Origin of the sequence: Flavobacterium sp. NKUCC04_CG (genome assembly GCF_019345525.1) — a bacterium.
GTDB lineage: Bacteria > Bacteroidota > Bacteroidia > Flavobacteriales > Flavobacteriaceae > Flavobacterium.
This window is the reverse complement of record NZ_JAHKRA010000002.1, coordinates 165,585-184,937: the sequence shown is the minus strand read 5'-3', so window position 1 is coordinate 184,937 and position 19,353 is coordinate 165,585. Positions and strand designations below refer to the sequence as shown.

Here is a 19,353-nt window from a genome sequence, read left to right as displayed (position 1 = left end):
AAGGTTTCTTTTCCTATAAGCTTCGTACTTATAGGTTGAAGTTTCTTTTAAAGCGCAAAAAAAATATCAATATAATTAATAGTAAAAATGGGCTATCTTTAAAAAAGAGCGTCCATTTTTTTTATAATCTATTATTTGGACAACTGAGGCTTGTAAGTTGTAGGGAATTTGGTTTGTGGCAACGGGACGCCCTTTGGGTAAATCCTTTGGTTTAAGAAAAAATAGATTATAAAAAAAGAGTCAACCCGAACAGGTTGACTCTTTTTTTTTACCCTTTGATTTACTTATAAACCAAAAGCTTTTTTAATATCATCTACACGGTCTAATTTCTCCCAGGTAAACAATTCTACTTCCAATTCTTTTATCTCCCCGCTTGGGCTTTTAAAAGTTTTGGTTACCGTCTGTGGTTTTCTTCCCATATGACCGTAAGCAGCAGTTTCGCTATATATAGGGTTTCTTAGTTTTAAGTTCTTTTCAATAAAGTAAGGGCGTAAGTCAAAAAGTTCTGAAATTTTCTCCGCTATAGCACCGTCGTTTATGGCTAGTTTTGAAGTTCCATACGTACTGATGTAGATTCCCATAGGACGAGCAACGCCAATAGCATAAGACACTTGAACGAGTACTTCGTCTGCTACACCAGCAGCAACTAAGTTTTTTGCAATATGTCTTGTGGCATAAGCAGCACTACGGTCTACTTTACTTGGGTCTTTTCCAGAAAAAGCACCACCGCCGTGAGCTCCTTTACCACCATAAGTGTCCACAATAATTTTTCTACCAGTTAAACCAGTATCTCCGTGAGGACCTCCGATAACGAAAACACCTGTTGGATTGATTAAATATTCCACATCTTTAAACAAATGCAAATATTGTGGGTGTTTGGCAAGTAATCTAGGAATTAAAATATTTTTCAGGTCAGATTCAATGCGTTGTTGCATGATTGATTCTGCTTGTATTTTAGCTTCCTTACTGTCGTTTTCCGGCTTGATAAAGTCGTCGTGTTGCGTTGAAATAACGATGGTAACTACTCGAGAAGGCGTATTGTCGTCATTGTATTCCAGAGTTACCTGACTTTTAGCATCGGGTCTTAAATAGGCGATATCCGTAGCTTCTCTTCGCACAGCAGCTAGTTCTTGTAAAATTTTATGTGATAAATCAAGTGCTAAAGGCATTAAGTCTTCCGTTTCGTTAGTGGCATAACCAAACATCATACCTTGGTCTCCAGCGCCTTGTTCTTCTTTAGAGGCGCGATCTACGCCTTGATTGATATCGTCAGACTGTTCGTGTATAGCCGATAGGATTCCACAAGAATTCGCATCAAACATATATTCGCTTTTGGTATAACCAATTTTCTTGATTACCTCTCTAGCGATGTTTTGAACGTCTAAATATACTTTTGATTTAACTTCTCCAGCCAAAATTACCTGTCCTGTCGTAACTAATGTTTCACAGGCTACCTTGGATTCAGGGTCAAAAGCTAAAAAGTTGTCGATTAAAGCGTCAGAAATTTGATCTGCGATTTTGTCAGGATGTCCTTCACTAACAGATTCTGACGTAAAGTAATAAGCCATAACGTTTAATTTTTTTAAAATTAATAGAGAAAAATGGCTAAAGTAGATTTTCTGCTTTAGCATTTTTTTACCGAGGTTGCAATCAGTTCAAATTTTTCCTCCCAATGTGATGCAAATTTAGTAAACAAATTTTGATTTTAGAGCTAGTTGCTGCGAATTTATGGTATCGTTAACGCTTGGGGGGAAGTCGAAGTGATTTGACGTTCGAGATTCATGGCCTATTACAATTTTCTGTAGACTCACCACCAATCCAAGTATCCACCAATCCACAAAACGACATAGAACCACCAATTAAAATCATTAAAAAGTGCTTCTAAGCTTTTTTTTTATAAATTTGCCCTCACAAATATGGTGTAGTTAGATTTGTTTTAACTCTCCAAATTCCTTGAATATGCGATTACACAGTTCTAAAGACCAAGCCTCATTAACTCCGGCATTGGCATTGAGTTTTTTAAAAGAAGGCAATCAACGTTTTGTAGAAAATTTAAAGGCGCATAGCAATTTGTTAGAACAAGTCAACGAGACGAAGGCAAACCAATTTCCATTCGCCATTATTTTAAGTTGTATCGATAGTAGGACATCTGCTGAATTGATTTTTGATCAAGGATTGGGAGATATATTTAGTACTAGAATTGCGGGTAATGTTTTAAATGACGACATCATTGGTTCTATGGAGTTTGCGTGTAAATTGGCCGGATCTAAGTTGATCGTGGTCTTGGGACATTCAAATTGTGGGGCCATTAAAGGTGCCTGTCACGGTACTGAGTTGGGGCATTTAACGGCTTTATTATCCAAAGTTCAAACATCAATAGATACCGTGATTCACGACCATCCCACTGCGGATTTAAAGGATCAATCAACCATCGATCAAGTTTCGTTTGAAAATGTTATATTTACCTTAGACCATATATTAGAACGCAGTACGGTTCTAAAAGAGATGTTTGAACAAGGTGAGATAGGCTTGGTGGGTGCTTTTTATAAAGTAGAAACAGGTGAAGTGGACTTTGTTAAGGAGCTTTTTACATTATAATTTAAAATAAGAGATTTTGGAACATACCGATTTATATAAGAAGATTTTAGAAAATAATAGGGAATGGGTAGAACAAAAATTAGCCATCAATCCCAACTATTTTAAGAGATTATCAGAAAAGCAAACCCCGCCTATATTGTGGATCGGCTGTTCAGATAGTAGGGTGCCAGCAAATGAGATTATTGGTGCCGAACCCGGAGATGTTTTTGTACATAGAAATATTGCCAATATGGTTATCCACTCCGATATGAATATGTTGAGTGTTTTGGATTATGCTGTAAATATATTAAAAGTAAAAAATATTATTGTTTGTGGTCATTATGGTTGTGGTGGTGTACAAGCGGCTATGAAAAATGATTCTGTAGGTATCATTGATAATTGGATCAGACATATTAAAACGGTTTACCGCTTACACAATAGAGAATTGGATGCTATTGTTGATGAAACGGAACGTTTCAATCGCTTTGTGGAGTTAAACGTTAAAGAACAAGTGTTTGATTTAGGGAAAACCTCTATAGTTCAGGCAGCTTGGAAAAGCGGACAAGAACTCAGTATACACGGATGGGCATACGGTTTAAATTCAGGTTATGTGACCGATTTAGAAGTAAATCTAACCAGTAATCACGATTTGGATGAAGTGTATCAATTGAAATTCAATAATTAAATTTATAGGTTTTCATTAAAGGATGAGGGCAACAATTGCGGTATGAATTTCAATATGATAGGCAATACCAAACTACCGCCCGGTAGTAAAAATATGGTCAAAGACGGAATGGTTTTACAGACTTCTAATAACTGCTTTTTGACCATTTTTTTCTCTTGAGTATTTAATTCTCTTTTAGTGGATTCCAATAATAAATTCATCAAATGACCGTTTTTATAGATTTCTTTAATCAGTCTTTTTTTGTTTCTTATTAAAATCAGTTCAACATTGCTACTGGTCGTTTGAACGAGGTTGTTAAAGAGATTAGATGATTTAAAGAAGTAATAATTGAATTGGTGTTTTTCTAAAAAGGCATAAAAGTGTTTTTGACTTTTGATGAAATAAGTGGATTTTAATTTAAGATGATATAAGTCCAAAAAGTCTAATTGCAACTCTTTGATTACTTTGGCATCGTTGTCCCAGCTGTTTATAGTTATAAAATCTGCTAGGAATTTTTTATCCATTTCTCCAAAATGCATGATTTTTTCTACGCTCAAATTGGCCTTTTCTGCATGGGGCGTTTTTGTAGTAGTTAATGTTTTCTGTAAATATTTGATTAATAAAACATCATTTTCATTTTTATTGACTTTCTGACTCTTTATCTCCAAGACAATATTGATCAATAGTTCAATAAAGTTATTCGAAAATGTTTTGGGATTTTCTCGACTGATTAAATACCGGTCGAAAGCCAATAAGTCGGCTAATAACAAGATATTGTTTAATATAAATCCATGGTTTTTTACTGGCGAAAAGAGATGTACGCTCCATCGGTATTTAAAAACCTTCTCCAGACGGTCGTAATTATTTTGGCGCCCAAAAACACGCTCTATATATCCTTTTTTATAGGGTGTTAACAACTGATAGAAGTCGAGAACTTCTTCGATAAACTTGTGGTGGTTGTATATCTTTCTACGGTAATAATAAACTTTTTCCAGCATTTGCAACATACAAATTTTCGAAAGCTCCTCTTGTGTTAGAGCGAGGTTAAGTGCTGAGTTTCCAAAGATGTCCGTGTCGATATAGCCGTATGAAAAGCCTATCTCACGCGCTTTGCGGTAAACCTTTTCTAAGTTGGAATCTCGAAATATATGATAGTCGTGATTCTTTTCAAAATACTTCTTAATCCAGCCAGATGTTGAAGGATTCATAGTTTTGGGGAATTTAATAAAGCTCTAATGTATTGTTTTAAATTGATTTTTCAGCATGTTCTGATATTAAATTATCCCTATATCTTAGGATATAAATTTGTATTATTTTTTAAGTAAATGCTGTTTAATTTGGAAAAAAATCTAGAAACTAGCGTTTTTAAGTAGTATTTTGCTATTTTTATAAGAGAACATTAAACGATATCTTATGAAAAATAGCATAGTAAAGTTGTTTTTGAGTTTGGTTATAGTGGGTTTGCTGGGATTATTATCTTGTAAGAGGGAGCTTATCGTTGAGACAGAAACAAGCCTTTCTTCTGAAAATTCAAACAAGCCTCATATAGTGGATTCCGAATACAAGGAAGATATGGCTGAGATTTTGGTTGATGCCGCTGAATTTAATTTGTTTCAAATGAAAATCAGCAAGCTTGCACAACAAAAAGGCACCTCTATAGAAGTGAGGGAGTTAGCTAGGGATATAGTAGAACAACACGCACTAACGGAACAGCAAGTAAGTGATTTGGCTGTAGTACATGAAGTAATGTTGCCGGGAGTTTTTTCTGCGGAGAAAAACGAAGAGTTGAATAAACTTATTAAAACGGATTCAAAAGCTTTTGATCGTCAATATATCCATACGGTCATCGAAGATAATACCGATGCTATAGATGCGTTGTCATCGGTTTGCAAGGAGACTATTGACCCAGATATAAAGGAATGGGCGGATGAGAAATTAGTAATGCTTAAAACGCATTTGGCAGAGGCTAATCGAATATGGAAGGTGTTGCCATAACAATTTTACAATCTAGCCGTAAAAACCTCAATAGTGAGAAAAGCAAAGGGCTGTCGGATAACGGCAGCCCTTTGTTTTTATATTACCATTTGAAATTTTTCTCGATGGCTTTAATCATTTCGCCAGCGATATCTTTGTTGGTAGCGCCTTCAATACCTTCTAAACCTGGAGAAGAGTTAACTTCTAGAAGAAGAGGCCCTTTTGAGGAACGGATAATATCTACTCCAGCGACCTTTAAGTTCATTGCTTTGGCAGCTTTGATGGCTATTTTTTTCTCTTCAGCGGTTACCTTGATAATAGAAGCTGTTCCACCTAAGTGGATATTAGCTCTAAATTCACCCGGTAAGGCTTCTCTTTGAATGGCAGCAACGACTTTCCCGTCAATTACAAAGCAGCGAATATCTTTACCATTGGCTTCTTTAATAAATTCCTGCACCAAAATATTGGCATTTAAACTTTTAAACGCATTGATAACACTTTCTGCCGCTTTTTTGGTTTCAGCTAATACGACACCTTTACCCTGAGTTCCTTCTAATAATTTTACAATTAGCGGTGAGCCACCTACCATTTTAATCAAATCGTTGGTGTCTAATGGAGAGTTTGCAAAACCGGTTGTAGGAATGTCTACGCCATTGTTTAGCAGTAATTGTAAAGAGTATAATTTGTCTCGCGATTGGGTAATGGCTGCGGCATTGTTTAAACTGAATACTTTTAAAGACTCAAAATGACGTGTTAAGGCACAACCGTAATAAGTCATACTCGGTCTAATACGAGGGATAACAGCATCAAAATTATTCAAAACCCTTCCGCCTCGATAATGAATTTCAGGCTGATTGGCATCGAGTTTCATATAACAATACTTTAAATTTAGGAAATGCATTTCATGCCCACGAGCTTCACCGGCTTCCATAATTCGTTTGTTGCTATATAAATCGGGATTACTGGCAAGTAAACCAATGCGTAATCCTTTTTTTTCTGTAACGTTGGTATAGTAGTATTCTTTTATTTTTTCTGTAGTAGGTTGACCTAATAGAAAGTGTTTTTCTGGATCGACCAATACACGTCCACTCATGGCTTCGCGCCCGAGTAACATGCGGTATCCCATCGAGTCTCTATTGGTTAAAGTAAGTTCGATTTCCCATTTAGTACCTCCTAAATCGAGTTCTGTTTGGATAACAAAGCGCGATTCGCGGTAACCACTAGAGCTTTTTACAATCCGTCTATCAATCATTTTGGCCTCGCAATGTAAGGCCGTTTTGACATTATTCTGAATCGGATTAACATCGAATTTCACCCAACTTTCACCGTTTTTGTCAAACGGCGTTATATTAACTGCATGTAGGGCAGAGGTTTTAGCTCCGGAATCTACACGAGCTTTAATAATGGGAATTCCGAGAGAAGGAAGGGTACACCACTCCTCACTACTTACAATAACTTTGTTTAACATTTGTCTGTATTTGTAAAACTAAATTAGTACTATTATTTAGAATAGCTAATATAAAATCTGGAAAAAAAAGCCTACTAATTAGTAGGCTTTTCAACGTGATTTATCTCTATTTTCAAAGATTCTTTGTCCTCGGATAAAATCATTTTTATTTGATCTCCGGCATGAATTTTTGAATTAATTATCTCTTCTGCTAAAGGGTCTTCTACGTATTTTTGAATCGCTCTTTTTAGCGGTCTCGCTCCAAATTGACGGTCAAATCCCTTATCGGCAATAAAGTCTTTTGCTTCTATATTTAGCTCTAAAGTGTATCCCAATTCGGCTACTCTGTCGTATAGTTTTTTTATTTCTATATCGATAATAGCGTGAATATGTTCTTTTTCTAAAGTGTTAAATACAACGATATCGTCAATTCTGTTGATAAACTCTGGTGCAAAAGCTTTTTTCAAAGCGTTTTCTATAATCGATTTTGAGTTTTCGGCGCTTTGATCCATTTTAGCTTGAGTTCCAAAACCAACACCCTGTCCAAAATCTTTTAGTTGACGTGCTCCTACGTTCGAGGTCATGATGATGATGGTATTTCTAAAATCTACCTTTCGACCTAAACTATCGGTTAAATGGCCGTCGTCTAATACCTGTAGCATCATATTAAAAACGTCTGGATGGGCTTTTTCAATCTCATCCAACAAAATCACGCAATACGGTTTTCTTCGAACCTTTTCGGTCAATTGTCCACCTTCTTCATAGCCAACATAGCCTGGAGGCGCTCCAACCAAACGAGAAATGGCAAATTTCTCCATATATTCACTCATATCAATGCGCAACAAAGCATCTTCGGAATCAAACATTTCCTTGGCAATTACTTTGGCCAATTGCGTTTTCCCCACTCCTGTTTGTCCCAAAAATATAAACGAACCTATGGGTTTATTAGGGTCTTTTAAGCCTGCTCGATTACGTTGAATTGCTTTGGATATTTTGGCAACGGCTTCGTCTTGTCCGATTACTTTTCCCTTAATCAATTCAGGTAATAAAGCCAGTTTTTTGCTTTCAGTTTGTTCGATTCGACTTAGGGGAATACCCGTAATCATCGATACTACATCGGCTACGTTTTCTTCGGTAACCAAAATCCGATTGGTTTTGGTTTCTTCTTCCCATTTTTCTTGGGCAATAGCCAAATCCTTCTCTATGCGTTTTTCGTCATCGCGCAAGCGTGCGGCTTCCTCGTACTTTTGTTTTTTAACCACATCGTTTTTTTCTTCACGCACCAATTCGAGGTTTTTCTCCAGTTCAATGATTTCTGCTGGAACGTCTATATTGGTTATATGTACTCGTGAACCTACTTCGTCCATAGCATCGATAGCTTTGTCCGGTAAAAAACGATCAGACATATATCGGCTGGTCAATTTTACACAGGCCTCAATAGCTTCAGGTGTATAGATTACATTGTGGTGGTCTTCATATTTTCCTTTGATGTTGTTTAGTATAGTAATCGTTTCTTCTATAGTAGTTGGTTCTACTATGATTTTTTGAAAACGACGTTCTAAGGCACCATCTTTTTCTATATGTTGTCTAAACTCGTCTAGGGTAGTGGCACCAATACATTGGATTTCGCCTCTAGCAAGAGCGGGTTTAAACATATTGGATGCATCCAGAGAACCGGTGGCACCACCGGCACCGACAATAGTGTGAATTTCATCGATAAATAGAATGATATCCGTATTTTTTTCCAATTCATTCATCACCGCTTTCATACGTTCTTCAAATTGACCGCGGTATTTGGTTCCGGCAACCAAACTGGCCAAATCCAAAGTGACTACGCGTTTATTAAAGAGTATTCTCGAAACTTTTTTCTGTATAATTCGTAGGGCAAGTCCTTCTGCTATAGCAGATTTTCCAACTCCTGGTTCACCTATAAGCAAGGGGTTATTCTTTTTTCGGCGGCTCAAAATCTGAGAAACGCGTTCTATTTCTTTTTCTCTACCGACAACGGGATCCAATTTTCCGGCCTCAGCCATCTCTGTTAAATCTCTCCCAAAATTGTCTAAAACAGGTGTTTTGGATTTTTTTGTCGTTTTTGAGGTAGGATTATTAAAGGTGCTGTCAGTTGAACTGTCATCTTGTCCTGACTCGTCGAAGGTTTCGGCTTTAGGATAAGACGTACTGCTACTACCTTCTTCATTAGAAAGTATAGATGTAAACTCTTCTTTTGCGATTTCATAGTCCACTTTTAACTTGTTTAAGAGTTTGGTTGTGGGGTCGTCGTTATTTTTTAAGATACACAGCAACAAATGGCCAGTGCTAATGGTTTCATTTTTAAAGACTTTCGCTTCTAAAAAGGTGATGCGCAATGCGCGTTCTGCTTGGCGAGTCAGATGCAAGTTTTTCTTGTCTGACTGCAAGTCTTTATTGGGGTTGATGGGGTTTAAAACTTCTACTTTATTTCGTAAAAAATCTAAATCAATATCTAGGTTATTTAAAATTGTAATAGCTTCTCCCTGACCATCTCTCAAGATACCTAATAATAGGTGCTCCGTACCGATAAAGTCGTGACCTAAACGTAAGGCTTCTTCTTTACTATAGGTAATCACGTCTTTAACTCTTGGTGAAAAATTATCGTCCATGTATATTAATCTTTAAATAGGGTGAATGATTGGTTGACAAGGTAAATGCAAAAAGTGTACCTATCTCGAAAGTGACTTATGCTAAGAGACGAAAAAAAAATGAAAAATAAAAATATACGCCCTTATTATTTTAAAATAAAACAGCGATTCAAATCTTTGGTTCGTGATGAAATATATGAATAAAAATAGCATAAAAACAGCTAAAATTCGTATATTAGCACGTTTTAATATTTGACAATTTTTAATTTATATACTTATGTCTGAAGGAGAAAAGTTAATTCCCATTAACATTGAAGACGAAATGAAATCAGCTTACATTGATTATTCAATGTCGGTTATTGTATCAAGAGCGCTTCCTGATGTTAGAGATGGCTTAAAACCTGTTCATCGAAGAGTATTGTTTGGAATGTATGAACTAGGAGTAATGTCCAATAGAGCTCATAAGAAATCCGCGAGAATTGTAGGGGAAGTACTAGGTAAGTATCACCCTCACGGAGATACTTCTGTTTATGATGCGATGGTTCGTATGGCTCAAGATTGGAGTTTACGTTATTTATTAGTTGATGGTCAAGGTAACTTTGGATCAGTTGATGGTGATAGTCCTGCAGCAATGAGGTACACCGAAGCTAGAATGAAAAAGATATCAGAAGAAATTCTAGCGGATATCGACAAAGAAACGGTAGATTTTCAATTAAACTTTGATGATACTTTAGAAGAACCCAAAGTAATGCCTACTAAAGTACCTACTTTATTGATCAACGGTGCTTCGGGTATCGCGGTTGGTATGGCTACCAATATGGCTCCACACAACTTGTCGGAAGTTATTGATGGTACTTTGGCTTATATCGATAATACGGATATCGAAATCGAGGAATTGATGAATCATATCAAAGCACCCGATTTCCCTACAGGAGGTACAATTTACGGATATGAAGGTGTTCGTGAAGCTTTTAAAACAGGTCGAGGACGTGTAATGATGCGTGCAAAAGCTAGTTTTGAGGAAGTAGATGGACGCGAATGCATTATTGTTACCGAGATTCCATATCAGGTGAACAAGGCGGAAATGATTAAAAAAACTGCGGAAGCGGTTAATGATAAAAAAATCGAAGGTATCGCTACGATTCGTGATGAATCGGACAGAAACGGTATGCGTATCGTTTATGTACTTAAAAGAGATGCCGTTCCGAATATCGTTTTAAATACCCTATATAAATACACACAACTGCAATCGTCTTTCAGTGTCAATAATATTGCATTGGTAAATGGACGTCCACAGATGTTGAATTTAAAAGAATTGATTCATTATTTCGTAGAGCACCGTTTTGAAGTGGTGACTCGTAGAGCGGAATATGAATTGAGAAAAGCAGAAGAACGCGCTCATATTTTAGAAGGATTAATTATCGCTTCTGACAATATTGACGAGGTTATTGCTTTGATTCGTTCTTCTTCCAATACCGACGAAGCTCGTGCTAAATTAATCGAGAGATTTAGTTTGTCAGAGATTCAAGCTCGTGCTATTGTAGAAATGCGTTTACGTCAATTGACAGGACTGGAGCAAGATAAGCTACGTGCTGAATATGACGAAATCATGAAATTAATTACTCATTTAAGAGAATTATTGGCTAGTAAAGAGCTGAGAATGAATTTGATTAAAGAGGAATTGGCGGAAATAAAAACAAAATATGGCGATGCTCGTCGTTCTGTGATTGAATATGCTGGTGGTGATGTAAGTATCGAAGATTTAATAGCCGATGAACAAGTGGTGATTACCATTTCTCATGCGGGATATATCAAGAGAACGTCTCTTTCAGAATACAAAACACAAAATAGAGGTGGGGTTGGACAAAAATCTGCGGGTACTAGAGATTTAGATTTCTTAGAGCATATGTATGTAGCGACCAATCACCAGTATATGTTGTTCTTTACACAAAAAGGGAAATGTTTCTGGATGCGTGTTTACGAAATACCGGAAGGTACCAAAACCAGTAAGGGACGTGCCATTCAAAACTTGATAAATATTGAGAACGACGATAAGGTGAAAGCTTTTATTTGTACTCAAGATTTAAAAGATGAGGAATATATCAACAGTCACTATGTGATTATGGCCACAAAACAGGGTCAAGTGAAGAAAACGCCTTTAGAACAATATTCTCGTCCGCGATTAAATGGAATTAATGCCATTACGATTAAAGAAGATGACGAATTGTTAGAAGCAAAGCTTACAGACGGGAAAAGCAAGGTTTTAATTGCTGTGAAGTCTGGAAAAATGGTTCGTTTTGACGAAGAAAAAACACGCCCAATGGGCCGTACAGCTTCTGGGGTTCGTGGAATTACTTTGGCACATGATAAAGACGAAGTAATTGGTATGGTTTCTGTTAGTGATTTGGATAGTGAGATTTTAGTGGTTTCTGAAAATGGGTACGGAAAACGTTCTGCTCTTGAAGAATATCGTGAAACGAATCGCGGTGGGAAAGGAGTAAAAACGATGAATATAACCGATAAAACCGGTTTGTTAGTATCGATTAATTCAGTGACTGATCAGGATGATTTGATGATTATTAATAAATCTGGATTGACCATTAGAATGCGAATTTCCGATTTGAGAATTATGGGTAGAGCCACTCAAGGAGTTCGATTGATCAATATCAAGGGAAGCGATTCTATTGCTGCTGTAGCCAAAGTAATGCCGGAAGATGATTTAGAAATCCTCGAAGGAGAAGAAGGTGCAGTTGTAGTCGATGCAATCGATGAAGATGCGGATCAAGAAAACGACACAGATATAATTGAAGAAGACCTAGAACAATAAAACAAACCAAATTAAAAATAGAATAATTATGAATAGAAGATATGCTTACGCACTTTCTGCTCTTATGATTTCTGGGCTAGCAATGGCTCAAAAAAGCGAATTAAAAGATGCAGAACGCGCTATTAAAAAAGGCGATGTTCAAGAAACCCAGGCTGCATTATCAAAAGTGGAGGCCTTGTTATCCAATGCAAATGATGCTCAAAAAGCACAGTACTATTTCCTAAAGGGGAATTTGGCTTATGAGCAAGCTAAGAAAAAAGTGGATTTAGATAAAAATATTGATGAAGTAGTAGCTTCTTATAACCAAGTTATTAATCTTGAAAAAGCATCTAAATCGGTTAAATATACCAAACAAGCTCAAGAAGAGTTAAAAGCTGTTGGGCAAATTGTAGTTAACAAAGCGATTGAAGACAATAATGCAAAACGCTATACCGAAGCAACCAAGCGTTTTAACAAAGCTTATGAGTTAAATCCGACAGATACCATTTATCTTTATTACGCAGCTTCTACGGCGGTAAATTCAAAGGATTATGACGGTGCCATAAGCAATTATAAAAAATTAATGGATTTAGGGTTTACAGGACAAGAGTCGTACTATACAGCTGTTGAAAAAACAACAGGTGAAGTTCAGAGTTTTGGAAAGGATTCTAAAATGAGAGATTTAATGATTAAGCAAGGGACTCATAAAGAACCTAAGTTTGTTAAGGAAGGTTCTAAGAGACCAGAAATCGTTAAAAATATGGCCTTGATTTACCATCAAGAAGGAAAATATGAGGAAGCAGAAAAAGCCTTGATTGAGGCTCGTAAAGCGGATCCTAGTGATATGAACCTATTGTTGACTCAAATGGATATGTATTTGAAGTCAAACAACATGGGTAAATATGAAGAATTAGCTAAAGAAGCTTTGGCTAAAAATCCTAATGATGATGTGTTGTTGTATAATTTAGGGGTAACCAGTTACCAAGCTAAAAAATATACTGAGGCACAGCAATATTATGAAAAAGCGATTGCTATTAATCCAAAGTCTGAAAATGCATATTTAAACTTAGCAATTCTTAAGTTGATGCCGGATGAAGGTTTGACAAATAAGATGAATGCCTTGGGTATGTCTGCTCAAGACAATAAGAAATACGACGAGTTAAAGAAGGAAAAGGAAAGAATTTACAAAAGTGCCATTCCTGATTTAAAAAAGGTATTAAGCATCAATCCTAATAATGAAGAAGCCATAGGTACTTTAAAAGGTATTTATAAAGCTTTGGAAATGAAAAATGAATTGAAAGCTTTAGAATCAAAGTAATTTTGAAAGTATATTAAAAAAACCGTCATTTATGACGGTTTTTTTTGCTTTTTATTTTCTCAGCCTAACTCATAGCATGGTATAAGTCGGCACAGTCTAGCTAGTAATTGTAATGTAAGAGAATCACCGATTTTGTTTTAGAATCGATAGGATAAGGCTTTTGAGAGTAATTATAGCATAAAAAAAGACTGTCTCGATTTGGAGACAGTCTTTCTTTTTTTTATAGGTTTTTAAATCGCGGATTACAGTTCCTTAATGCGTTTTAATTTTTCTGCCCACATCTTGTATTCTTCTTTGTTCTTTTCAATGTTTTTATACACTTCTTTGACAAATGGATTATCGGGTTTGGCATTGGAGATAAATTGGATGTTGTTTTCCAATTGAAATATTTCCGATTTTAACTCTTCCATTTTTCTTTGAATAAAAACAGTTTCATTTTGAATCTTTCTTTGGTCATTTGATTCTGCCAATTGATCTAGTCGGTTGTTAAACTTAACGGATTCCGTCTCCTTTTTACTCAAGCTTAATTTATCGAATAAAACATCTAGTATTTTATTGAATTTTCCTTCAATAAAACGTTTGCTTTGTGCAACACGTCCGATGTTTTTCCAATTGTTGATATGGAGTTTAATCTCTTCTAAATCAGTTTTATGGTCACCAGAAAGTTGGAATTCCTTTAAAAGGTCTAAATATTCTTTCTTTTTACTGTATGAGGCAGCTTCTTCATCATTTTCTTGATTTCTTGCTAAGTGCAATTTGTCGAAATAATGATTACAAGCGTCCTTAAACTCTTTCCACAAACTATCGGAATATTTTTTAGGTACATGTCCCGTTTTTTTCCATTCGTCTTGTATGCGCTTCATTTGAGGCGTAGTGGCTTCAAAATCTTCACTATCTTTTAATGCATGAGCATTTTCAATAAGTGCCAATTTCTTGGTAAGATTTTGCTGTTGATCGTGTTTAAGATCTTTGTAAAAGGTGTTTTTGTTGATATTGAAGTTACGGGTAGCTAATTTAAATAGGTACCAAGTCTCTTCATTCTTCTCTGCGGGAACTTTTCCTATAGCGAAAAAGCGAGCGCGAAGTGCTTCAATTTTTTTGATTTGATTTTGCCAGGCATTATGGCTGGTCATTTCTTCGCGAGAGATTTGATCCATTTCGGTGATGATCTCTACTTTCTTTAATAGGTTATCCGTTTCTGCTTCACGAAGTTTTTCGAATAATTGTTCCCTTTTGTCGTGCATTTGTTTGGTCAGGTCACTAAATTGTTCCCATATTTCCTCTCTAATTTCACGGTCAACTGGACCAATTTCCTCTTTCCAAATTCGGTGAAGGGTCTGTAGTTCTCTAAAAGCTTTAATGATATCGTCCTCTTGCAATAGTTCTTCTACGCGAGCGATGATTTTTTGCTTTTGTTCGAGATTGTGTTTGAAATCCATATCACGTGATTCACGATCCAAATGCAATTGGTCGTAAAAACGTTCTACATGAAAATGGTAATTGTTCCAAACATGATTGTATTTGTCGCGAGGTATTGGTCCTGCGTGGTTCCATTTTTCTCTTAAAGCCGTTAATTTTTTAACCGCATCATTTCTGTTGTCTGCATCATCTATAAGGGTTTTTAGCTCTTCGATTATGGCAATACGGTTGTCTAAATTTTGATTTAAGTTCTTTTGAAGTTGTTTGTAGTAAGCATTTTTTCTATCGCGATATTCGTTAAATAAAGTCTCAAAAAAGTTCTTTAATGGAAATTCATATTCAAATTCCGTTTCGGATTCTGGATTTTGCTCCATAAAGGCTTCTTTTTTCTCTTCGATAAAATCGTTGTATTTCGATAAAAAAGCTTTTCTCAATTCTTCCGCATGGTCTTTAATAGCCGTGATTTTCTCCAATGAAATCAGCTTTTGCAGCTCATCGGTTAAGGCTTCCATACTTAAAGAGTCATAATCTAACTTTGGAATATGGTTGGATTCATTGGCAGTATTGTCTTCACTTTCTTCCGCATTGGAAAGTAAAATGGAGTTTACAGCTTGTTGTTGATCGGTTGGTACAATTTCAGGAGATGAAACTTCATTAAGTCCGTCTGCATCCCTGTGCAGGTTATCATTCTTTTCTTCTAACATCATTTAAATGCTTAATGTTTAACATTATTTTCGGAAAGATACAAAACACTAGCGAGCTTGAAAAAGAAAAGTTGTAAAAAAATGGAATTAATCTTATATATACCAAATCTTTTGGCTAAAAATGAATTTTCTTAGCTAAGTGCTAATTTATTCCATATTTTCCATGATTTTTCAGCTTGTAATTCCAACATTTCCAATCCGTTTTTAATTTGCGCCCCCCGATTTTGTGCTTCAGTAAGAAAAGCACTGACTTCCGGATTGTAAGTTAAATCATATGCCAAGTGTTTATCGGTAAATAAACTGTAATCCAAGTCTGGTTTTTGATCGACTAGAGGATAGGTTCCCAAAGGAGTAGTATTGACCACCAACAAGTGCGAATGGAAAATAGCTGGTGTCAGTTGTTCATAACTTAACACCCCTTCTTCTGGGTTCCGAGATACAAATTGGGTTTCGATTTTTAGTTCCTGTAAGGCGTAATAAATCGCTTTACTCGCTCCTCCTGTTCCTAGAATTAACGCTTTGTCCGGTTTGTTCTTTAATAGGGGTTTTAAAGATTTAAAAAATCCGTAATAATCGGTGTTGTATCCCTTTAATTTACCTTTCTTAGAAATCTTAATGGTGTTGACAGCACCTATTTTAAGCGCTTTAGTGGATACTTCATCCAAATAGGGTATAATGGATTCCTTATACGGAATGGTGACGTTAAGTCCTTTTAAATTGGGGTTATCGGCAAGGATTCGAGTGAATTCTGAAATGTCGTTTAGATCAAAGTTTTCATAAGTGCTTTGTGTGTCGCCTTTTTGACTAAAGCGCTTTGTAAAATACTGTCTTGAAAAGGAATATGCTATGTTTTTCCCTATTAATCCGTATTGATTTCTCTTGCCCATCGTTAACCTAATTTACGTTTTATGCATTTGCTTTTGAAAGGACAAGATTACTAAAAAACCGTTAATTTACACCAATTAAACCGTTTTTTTTTGTGGATTCTTTTATTCGCTATTTTAGTGCTGTTTGCTGTTGAAGGCGAGTCTGTTTTTGCCGCAGTCATCCTTAATCATTACAGTAATTTTTGGTTTTGAATTTTAAGTAAAAAAGCTGTCCCGAAGGACAGCTTTTTTATTTGTAAAACGGATATTTTTCAATGGTATTTTGTACGATTGGATTTTCCCAAACGGATGGAAACAATTCTTCGATTATTGATTTTTTTTCAAAGTCCTTCTGCAAACCTATGGTCAAGTGGAAGCTTCCCTTTTCAATATCATTTAAGGTAAAATAAATTACGGACAAACGGTAAGCTACTTCGGGATCGTCTGGATGCGTTTCTGAAATTTCTAACAATTTGGATATCGCCGTTTCATATTTGCCCAATAAGTAGAGTACATCGGCCCAACTCGTCCAATCTGATAGTTGATTGCTGCCGAGTTCGATGGCTTTTTGATAACCGATTTCCGCTTCGGAAAAATGCAATAAACTCTTGTTTAAAGCAGCATATCGAATCCAATATTTTTCGTTTTGATCATCGATATTGATTGCTTTCTCCAAATGATGTAATGCCTTTTCGTATTTCTCTTCCTTGATAAAGAAATCGGTCAATGAAATCCATCCCTTATCTAAAAGCGGATCCTCATGAACGGTTTTCTTATAATAGTGCAAGGCCATTTCGCTATTGCCCAGTTCTTCATGACAATTGCCTATTCTCATTAACACATAGGAAGAGGGATTGTCCAATTCCAAGGTAATCATGTAATTGTCTATGGCCTCTTGATGTTTTTTTAATTTTTCCAAGGCTTTTCCTTTTTCGAGATAGGCTCCTAGGAAATGCTCGTCAATTAAAGTGGCATAGTCAAAAGCCCTTACGGCTTCTTCATATCTCTTTAAGGTAAAGTATTGACGGCCCAATTGATGCCATGCGATATCGCTATAGGGATCATTTTCTATAAACTCGTTTAAAAAGTCAACTGCCTTTTCATTTTCCGCTAAGAAGTCAAAACAATAAACCACATTGTATAAGGCCGATTGATCTTCTTCATCGTTTTCTAAACAATGTATAAAACTTTCTTTGGCCAATTCGATTTCGTCTATAAACAGGTATTCCATACCCAAAAGGGAATAGACATCGGAGAAGTCCTCCGTTAAATCAAGAGCGATTTTTAAAAATTCAATAGCGCTTTCATGTTGCCCTTTTTTAGAGTAAATGTTGGCTCGTTGTATGTAAATTTCTTCGTTAGTCGGCTCTATAGCGTGCAATTCGTTTAACAAACGATCGGCTGTTTCTAATTTGTCTTGAAAGATTAGTAATTCTACTTGTACTAATTTTAATCCTGTAGAATTAGGATGTTGTTCTAACGCGAGTTTTAAAGCTCTCTTTGCCAGATTCATTTTTCCCGAATCGAGATAATGAAGAATGATATTTTCAAATTCTTCAGAATCAAAAAACAAAACTTTGTTTGTTTTTAGCATCGATTCAAAACGGGAAAGGGATAAATTATATTCTTCTTCTTCGTTGCTTAAATACATAATAAACGCTTTTATGTTATCCTCAGTCTAAATATATGAAAAAAAGCTGGGATTAATTTTGAAATCATAGTTAAATTTGACTATGATTTCTTTTTTTGAAACGGTTTTTACAAACCTATTTCCTGTTGAATTTCGTCTAAAACCTTTAAGATTATTTGACAACCTTCATGAATTTCTTCGTTTGAAATCGTTAGCGGTGGGGTTATTCGAATCGCTTTGCCATCAAACAAAAGCCAAAACAAAATTAAACCTTTATCTTGGCATCTCATAATAACTTGATTTGTAATGTCATCGCTTGCTGTCATTGGAGCGAGCATCAATCCACGTCCGCGAATTTCTAAAATCAACGGATGCACCAATAAAGAGCGAAACAATTTCTCTTTTTCCAGTGTTTGTGGTATCAAATCGGTTTCTACCAATTCTTGTAAGGTTGCTAAACTAGCAGCAGCAATCACAGGATGTCCACCAAAAGTAGTGATATGACCAAATTTAGGATTGTCAAAAAGTAAATCCATATGTTTTTCATTGGCTGTAAAAGCGCCAACTGGCATACCGCCCCCCATACCTTTTCCAAGAACCAATACATCGGGAACTACATTATAGTTTTGAAAGCCAAAAAGCGTGCCAGTTCGTCCAAAACCCGGTTGTATTTCGTCTAAGATCATCAGAGCACCAACTTCGTCACAACGTTTTCTCACCTTTTGTAAAAAATCGTCCTTAGGCTCTATAAAACCAGCACCACCTTGAATGGATTCTAAAATGATTCCAGCTGTTTTAGTCGTGATTTTTTGTAGGTCTTCTTCCTTGTTAAACGTGATAAAATCCACATCGGGTAATAGGGGTCTAAAAGCGCGCTTGCGGTCTTCACAGCCCATCACACTCATCGAACCCATAGTGTTGCCGTGGTAGGCGTTTAAACACGAAATGAGCTGGCTTCTGCCTGTTACGCGTTTGGCCAGTTTTAAAGCGCCTTCTGTTGCTTCTGTACCCGAATTGACCAAATACGTTTTGTTTAGCTGTGCAGGTAGATTTTCGGCTAATAATTTACAGAAAGCTACGGCCGGGTCTTGGATATATTCTCCGTAGACCATAACGTGGGTGTATTTATCTAATTGATCCTTTATAGCTTGATGTACACGTTGGGGTTGATGTCCTAGAGTACATGCGGAAACGCCTGCTACGAAGTCTAAATATTTTTTGTTATTGGTGTCGTATATATAAGATCCTTTAGCGTGTGAAACTTCCATGGCTAATGGATTTGGAGATGTTTGTGCTTGATATTTGAAAAAATCCTTTCTCATGATCGGAG

13 protein-coding genes are annotated in these 19,353 nt (G+C 36.2%); 5 read left to right on the top strand and 8 right to left on the bottom strand.

What is annotated here, in order from left to right:
• Positions 1-284 precede the first annotated feature (284 nt).
• Positions 285-1,568: a methionine adenosyltransferase gene (metK, locus tag KO524_RS02395; RefSeq protein WP_219289242.1), complete on the bottom strand. Its 1,284-nt coding sequence runs from the start codon at positions 1,566-1,568 to the stop codon at positions 285-287.
• Positions 1,569-1,959: 391 nt separating this feature from the next.
• On the opposite strand from metK, the gene KO524_RS02390 reads away from it, so the two are divergent.
• Both KO524_RS02390 and can read left to right on the top strand, forming a co-directional pair.
• Positions 1,960-2,598 carry a carbonic anhydrase family protein gene (locus tag KO524_RS02390; protein WP_219289239.1) on the top strand — a complete coding sequence of 213 codons (639 nt, stop codon included), beginning with the start codon at positions 1,960-1,962 and terminating at the stop codon, positions 2,596-2,598.
• Between the two features lie 16 nt (positions 2,599-2,614).
• Positions 2,615-3,262, top strand: a complete 648-nt coding sequence (can, locus tag KO524_RS02385; RefSeq protein ID WP_219289235.1) for a carbonate dehydratase — start codon at positions 2,615-2,617, stop codon at positions 3,260-3,262.
• Between the two features lie 2 nt (positions 3,263-3,264).
• Here can and KO524_RS02380 read toward each other — a convergent pair whose 3' ends face one another.
• Complete coding sequence (locus KO524_RS02380) at positions 3,265-4,449, bottom strand: LETM1-related biofilm-associated protein (RefSeq protein WP_219289232.1); 1,185 nt, start codon at positions 4,447-4,449, stop codon at positions 3,265-3,267.
• 205 nt (positions 4,450-4,654) lie between these two features.
• On the opposite strand from KO524_RS02380, the gene KO524_RS02375 reads away from it, so the two are divergent.
• Complete coding sequence (locus tag KO524_RS02375; protein WP_219289229.1) at positions 4,655-5,236, top strand: DUF4142 domain-containing protein; 582 nt, start codon at positions 4,655-4,657, stop codon at positions 5,234-5,236.
• A gap of 82 nt (positions 5,237-5,318) precedes the next feature.
• Here KO524_RS02375 and rimK read toward each other — a convergent pair whose 3' ends face one another.
• Together rimK and KO524_RS02365 are read right to left on the bottom strand one after the other, a co-directional pair.
• The gene (rimK, locus tag KO524_RS02370; protein ID WP_219289226.1) at positions 5,319-6,683 is read right to left on the bottom strand and encodes a 30S ribosomal protein S6--L-glutamate ligase; all 1,365 of its coding nucleotides are present in this window, start codon (positions 6,681-6,683) and stop codon (positions 5,319-5,321) included.
• A gap of 74 nt (positions 6,684-6,757) precedes the next feature.
• Positions 6,758-9,301 carry an ATP-dependent Clp protease ATP-binding subunit gene (locus KO524_RS02365; protein ID WP_219289223.1) on the bottom strand — a complete coding sequence of 848 codons (2,544 nt, stop codon included), beginning with the start codon at positions 9,299-9,301 and terminating at the stop codon, positions 6,758-6,760.
• A gap of 256 nt (positions 9,302-9,557) precedes the next feature.
• On the opposite strand from KO524_RS02365, the gene gyrA reads away from it, so the two are divergent.
• Together gyrA and KO524_RS02355 are read left to right on the top strand one after the other, a co-directional pair.
• On the top strand, positions 9,558-12,107 hold the full coding sequence (gene gyrA, locus KO524_RS02360; protein WP_219289220.1) for a DNA gyrase subunit A: 2,550 nt from the start codon (positions 9,558-9,560) through the stop codon (positions 12,105-12,107).
• Positions 12,108-12,135: 28 nt separating this feature from the next.
• On the top strand, positions 12,136-13,404 hold the full coding sequence (locus KO524_RS02355; protein WP_219289217.1) for a lipopolysaccharide assembly protein LapB: 1,269 nt from the start codon (positions 12,136-12,138) through the stop codon (positions 13,402-13,404).
• Positions 13,405-13,646: 242 nt separating this feature from the next.
• Here KO524_RS02355 and KO524_RS02350 read toward each other — a convergent pair whose 3' ends face one another.
• From KO524_RS02350 to KO524_RS02335, 4 genes are all read right to left on the bottom strand, one after another.
• A complete protein-coding gene (locus tag KO524_RS02350; RefSeq protein ID WP_219289639.1) occupies positions 13,647-15,527 on the bottom strand; it encodes a DUF349 domain-containing protein in 1,881 nt (626 codons plus the stop codon).
• Positions 15,528-15,658: 131 nt separating this feature from the next.
• Complete coding sequence (locus KO524_RS02345) at positions 15,659-16,414, bottom strand: shikimate dehydrogenase (protein WP_219289214.1); 756 nt, start codon at positions 16,412-16,414, stop codon at positions 15,659-15,661.
• 229 nt (positions 16,415-16,643) lie between these two features.
• Positions 16,644-18,044 carry a tetratricopeptide repeat protein gene (locus tag KO524_RS02340; RefSeq protein ID WP_219289211.1) on the bottom strand — a complete coding sequence of 467 codons (1,401 nt, stop codon included), beginning with the start codon at positions 18,042-18,044 and terminating at the stop codon, positions 16,644-16,646.
• Between the two features lie 107 nt (positions 18,045-18,151).
• Positions 18,152-19,345, bottom strand: a complete 1,194-nt coding sequence (locus tag KO524_RS02335; RefSeq protein ID WP_219289208.1) for an aspartate aminotransferase family protein — start codon at positions 19,343-19,345, stop codon at positions 18,152-18,154.
• Between the last annotated feature and the right edge of the window lie 8 nt (positions 19,346-19,353).

Coding starts and splice junctions, on each gene's coding strand:
- KO524_RS02390 (WP_219289239.1), top strand. CDS start 1,960: ATGCGATTACACAGTTCTAAAGACCAAGCCTCATTAACTCCGGCATTG.
- gyrA (WP_219289220.1), top strand. CDS start 9,558: ATGTCTGAAGGAGAAAAGTTAATTCCCATTAACATTGAAGACGAAATG.
- KO524_RS02380 (WP_219289232.1), bottom strand. CDS start 4,449: ATGAATCCTTCAACATCTGGCTGGATTAAGAAGTATTTTGAAAAGAAT.
- KO524_RS02375 (WP_219289229.1), top strand. CDS start 4,655: ATGAAAAATAGCATAGTAAAGTTGTTTTTGAGTTTGGTTATAGTGGGT.
- KO524_RS02345 (WP_219289214.1), bottom strand. CDS start 16,414: ATGGGCAAGAGAAATCAATACGGATTAATAGGGAAAAACATAGCATAT.
- KO524_RS02350 (WP_219289639.1), bottom strand. CDS start 15,527: ATGTTAGAAGAAAAGAATGATAACCTGCACAGGGATGCAGACGGACTT.
- KO524_RS02355 (WP_219289217.1), top strand. CDS start 12,136: ATGAATAGAAGATATGCTTACGCACTTTCTGCTCTTATGATTTCTGGG.
- metK (WP_219289242.1), bottom strand. CDS start 1,568: ATGGCTTATTACTTTACGTCAGAATCTGTTAGTGAAGGACATCCTGAC.
- KO524_RS02365 (WP_219289223.1), bottom strand. CDS start 9,301: ATGGACGATAATTTTTCACCAAGAGTTAAAGACGTGATTACCTATAGT.
- KO524_RS02335 (WP_219289208.1), bottom strand. CDS start 19,345: ATGAGAAAGGATTTTTTCAAATATCAAGCACAAACATCTCCAAATCCA.
- KO524_RS02340 (WP_219289211.1), bottom strand. CDS start 18,044: ATGTATTTAAGCAACGAAGAAGAAGAATATAATTTATCCCTTTCCCGT.
- rimK (WP_219289226.1), bottom strand. CDS start 6,683: ATGTTAAACAAAGTTATTGTAAGTAGTGAGGAGTGGTGTACCCTTCCT.